The following is a 4685-nucleotide window of genomic DNA, read 5'->3' on the forward strand; positions in this document are numbered from 1 at the left end:
GGTCCACGCCAGCGGCGCGGTCAGCTGAGACGAAGCGTCTTTGCGGGGCATATGTCCGACTCTACGGGCTGGCTGCTATACGCCGTGTACACAACTCCTGCTGGTCTTGGTCTGTGCACCTGGATCGCGTCAGCTCCGGTCGAAAAGTGCGGTGCCTTGTCCGGTTGAAAAGGGAGCAGGTTACGGGTTTGAGTTTGGCTCACGTGAAGTACCCAGGTTTAGTTCCTATGAATCGTCCCGGGTTTGTTAGGGGCTCGGTTAGTTGGTACCGGCTTTACTGGTGCCGGGTTCTCCGGGTAGTCGGTGACTGTCTGGTTCGACCAGTAGACGTTCTCGTGCTCGATCGGCGGGACGTAGCCGATCTCGCCGTGCACACGCTGGCGGATGAACCAATCTATGTACTCGACCATCTCGACCTCGACGATTCCCGTCCATCCGCCTGTCGGGCGCGTGACCGGGTCGTGCAATGCATCCGGTCTTAGCAACGAGTTGAACGCCTCAGCCATCACGTTGCCGCACGAATCCCTTTTGAAGCCAACGGAAGTCACTGCCTCGTCCCACACTCGGTGTGGCAGATGGCCCGGTACTGCACGCCGCTATCGGAATGGTGGACCGACCCGGCCACGCTCTGGACGGCGCATGCACGCGCCCACAATCCCATATCGAGTGCATCTAGTGCGCGATCGGTGTGCATCGAGGTCGACACCCGCCAGCCGACGACCATCCGATCGAACAAACCCAGTATGAACGCCGACTACACGTAGCCAGCGTGAGTGCGACTACATGTCAGATCCGGCCACCAAAAGCGCGTTCGGTGCTTCGGCGCGAAACTTGCGGCCGACCCAGTAGGCACGCTGCGGCTCTTGGCAACCCTCACTGACGGTTGTCTCACGCTTCTTCAGTCGTGGTGTCCTCTACAGCCCATCGGCATTCATCAGTTGTTCAACAGCGCCGCGCTCCACATTGATCCCGTTGCGGCGCGACTTACGGGCGCCGTAAACCACAGGTTGTTCGGCGTGAACGGTGCGAATCTCGTCGAGGAGGTGACGATCGCACACTACACGGGGCGCGTCGACCTTGCGTGGCCTCAGATGGGCCGGCCAGTGGACACAGCGATGCGCGTGGCCCGATCTCGCAGGGCCGCGCAGATCGGATCGACTCTGTGTTCGTCGCGACGAGCGGCGACAAAATCCACAAGCATCGCTGTGGGCGGTCGATCTCCGCCGCAAAGGAATGCCGAGGCCTGCTTCGAGATCGTGTTTGTCCGACGTAACTCGCGGTTGTCCCGCTCCAGGGCGGCGATTCGCTCAGCGTCGCTTGTCGAGGGTCCCCGCCCCGCACACCGCCATCGATTCCGGCCTGACGACCCCAAGTTCGTACAGCCTCCGGTTGACCCCGAATTGATCACCGATCCGATTGATCGCACCACGCGCTGAATCCGGGTCTCGTCGCGCCTCGAACGCCATCCGCGTCGCCCGCTCTTTGAGTTCCTCACTGTACTTCCGTGCGATGCTCTCCATCCTTCACAGATTCGAGAGCCCCGACAGACCCGGGGCGATTCACGTGAACTCCCGACGCCACGGTGAAACCCTCTGCGTTGCGTCTGAGCGACTCGCGATCGAACGAGAAGCTGCACTTGTTGCCTTCGCTGCGTGCCTAGGCGAGTCTGCCACCGGTGACTCGTAAAGGCGACAGCCTCCTGAAGCCGGTACGCTCCGGCCCGCTACTCGGTGACCAACGAGTTCATCGGCACCACCGTGACCCTCATCCAGGATGGAAAGCGGCGCTGGTCACCGCACAGGCTCGCCCGCGGATATCGGTTCCATGGTCAGGGGAAACACCATAGCAAAGTACACAGCAGCGCCAGCCAAAGCGCCTAACGGCCACCAATCCACTGCAGGTGGTAGATGCCTAACTACAACAGATGCAAGTACACCAACAAATACAGGTGTGAAGATGGATCGCGGGAGCAGAACTTCGAACAGTACATCGTCGTTGGGTGACGCGTCCGCAGAATTTGTGCGGCGCACCGACTTCCTTCGTGTGTACTGTAATACTCGCCAAATGCGGGGAGCGGTCGCGATGGCCCCTCCCGCGAGCACTACTACGATCCCCTTTGCATAGGTGGCGTTGTCCGCCAAATTCCAGCCGAAGGCTTGTGATGCAATCGCCACTCCAACAGGCATAGCGAACGGGTCAAGTCGCTCGGCGCAGGCCCACCGCTTGCGTATCTTGGTGCTCTCGAGAGCAGAGCCCTGATTGGGTTCAACCGTCACAGACCCTCTGGCGCTGCCCGGAAGTAGGTGACGCAGGTAACCTCTCCAGAAGCCGCTTAGAACGTATACGCCGATGGTCAGTACAACAATGATCAATGTAAGCCCAGAGGCTGCACTCGCTACCGTCTTCGTCGACCAGCCCGCAAATTTCCCAACAGCCCCGATCAAACCAATATTGATCAGCAGAATCCCTGCGGTAGCGCACGTTACAACAACGAGATATGCGATTGCTGCGAGTATCCCCAAACCGATCGCGGCGATACGCTGCTTTATTGGGGGATTCTCAACGACCGTACGGCCGTCCGCCCACACCCCGAAGCGCCACGTTCCGTAAGCGAATGCGAGAACGATAACGCCTACTACAACTCCCAATAGCACTCCCCACCAACTCATTCAAGTCGCCTCCGACGAATTCTTCGTTGAGTCCACCGCTTAAATCCTCGCATAGGTCGCCCTCGCTACACAGCGAGAGATAAATCTCTATGCCACAGCTTCCAGCATGACAACCGTACGCCATGCGGATTTGGGCCTTGCCTCGGATGGCAAACACGGGATTGGATTGAGCAGTTTTGCCAGCGCAACCGACTCACGGATGACTTCGTAGCGCGCCCGGGGCCGGACCAGTCGCATTAAATCGTCCGAAGCGGCCTGACCGCACCATTGCTTTGAGCATGCGAATGATCGTTCGGCGAAGTTGCGGTCCTTATGGAGTTCGGCGTCGAATGCCGGTGGCCGCCCGCCTTTGCTGCGCGCTTCCTGCGAGATTTTATCAGGGTGGACTCATCCGAAATCACCGTGGCGATCCCCTTTCCTCACAGCATTTCTCGGGTGCGGTTCCGATAGAGTGAAGGAAGGTTACACGCCATCAGATTCGCGCTCAATGACATCTCATAGTTGATGGGGTTGAGAATTCCGATCGTTGAGTGCGGTTTCGCAATGTTGTAGCAACTCATCCAGTTATCAAACGCAGCAACCGATTGCGGCTTTAGAAGTAGCCGTGTCGGTAGTAGTGCTCATGTTTGAACGTCGACCATAACGATTCAGCACCATCAGTCCCAATACACTTTGGTCCGACCCGTCGACAGAGCAGACCGTGCGGCCGGAAGACCTTCAACATGCATGAGCTGTGTACTGAGACCCCCTGTCCTAGTGCGGATTTGTTCCTCTCGCTGCCCTCGACGTGTCGGCATTAGCGTCTCGGCTGCATCGATGCGCATGTGATCGGCGACCGCCTACCCCAGCACGTGCTTAGAGTGCTCATCTTTGATCGCACCCGGGGCACATATAGCCTTCACCGAAGGTCAAGTAGGTGATGTCCGACGTCCACAGTATCGATCCGACCCTGATCGAAGGCCCGATTAACCAGATCTGCTGCGGACGTCGCGAACGGACGGCAGCCGAGGCGAACGACATTTCCGCGATCGCGCGCACGGCGGGGGCACCTTTCTTGATCGCCCCTCAGACTTTCCACAGATCGGGCGGAGCATGCCTAGGTAGTCAGTACAGGCGACAAGACACAGCAACCGTGGAGTCTGGTCCCGATTGACCTGCGCCGACCAATCCAGCTGTCCCCAGTCGGGACTGCACTGCAGTGCGACGCGAGGCGGCACGGCATGACCCAGCGAACTGTTAGCGTTAGGGACCTGTCAGCAATCGGAGCATCTGTCTGGCGCCGGAACTGGGTCCTATCCGACGCTCAGGCGGCATTAGAGGTTATAGGTCGGATCAATCGGCTGGCCGCCAGAAACCCGACATCACTCGGGTTGACCTTCAATTCAAGCGGGCGGCGGTGGTCGGGTGCTAATCACCTCACCGCTCGAAAACGCCTTGACCTGCGCCTTCTCGTTGCTCCCCCACCAGGACTCGAACCTGGAATGCCTGAACCAAAATCAGAAGTGTTGCCGATTACACCATGGGGGATTACTCGCCTAGAAGTGTGCCACAGGCACGGCAGACGATTGTGCCACAGGGGCGTCGAGCTGGGCGGGGTGGTCTCGACAAGCTCGACCAGCGGTGGTCAGCCCCGCCAGCGGTGGTCGACTCGGCCGGCGGAGACCCCGGCCCAAATGTGTGTCGAACGTAAAGATGTGGGTGCTGCAGCGCACACATCCTCACAAACGACGCACATCTACCGAGCCAGGCCGCCGGGGGGGCGCGCGGACCGGTCCCGCGGGGTGGTCTCGACAAGCTCGACCAGCGGGTGGTCAGCCCGACCGGCGGAGCGTGCGCTCGGCCGGCGGAGTGGTCTCGACAGGCTCGACCAGCGGAGCGGGCCCAGCCTGAATGTGTGTCGAACGTAAAGATGTGTGTGTTGCAGCGCACACGTCCTTACGTTCGACCCACATCTACCCAGCGGGGTGGTCTCGACAAGCTCGACCAGCGGTGGTCAGCTCGACCAGCGGCGGGCGC

At 59.9% G+C, this 4685-nt stretch carries 2 protein-coding genes and 1 tRNA gene; all 3 read right to left on the reverse strand.

Annotation, left to right across the window (positions count from 1 at the left end; translation table 11 throughout):
* Positions 1-218 precede the first annotated feature (218 nt).
* On the reverse strand, positions 219-548 hold the full coding sequence (locus A5785_RS23090; RefSeq protein WP_082946601.1) for a hypothetical protein: 330 nt from the start codon (positions 546-548) through the stop codon (positions 219-221).
* 759 nt (positions 549-1307) lie between these two features.
* On the reverse strand, positions 1308-1520 hold the full coding sequence (locus A5785_RS23555) for a hypothetical protein (protein WP_082946603.1): 213 nt from the start codon (positions 1518-1520) through the stop codon (positions 1308-1310).
* 2604 nt (positions 1521-4124) lie between these two features.
* Positions 4125-4196, reverse strand: a tRNA-Gln gene (locus tag A5785_RS17785).
* Between the last annotated feature and the right edge of the window lie 489 nt (positions 4197-4685).

This window comes from Gordonia sp. 852002-50395_SCH5434458 (assembly GCF_001665905.1).
Lineage (GTDB): Bacteria > Actinomycetota > Actinomycetes > Mycobacteriales > Mycobacteriaceae > Gordonia > Gordonia jacobaea.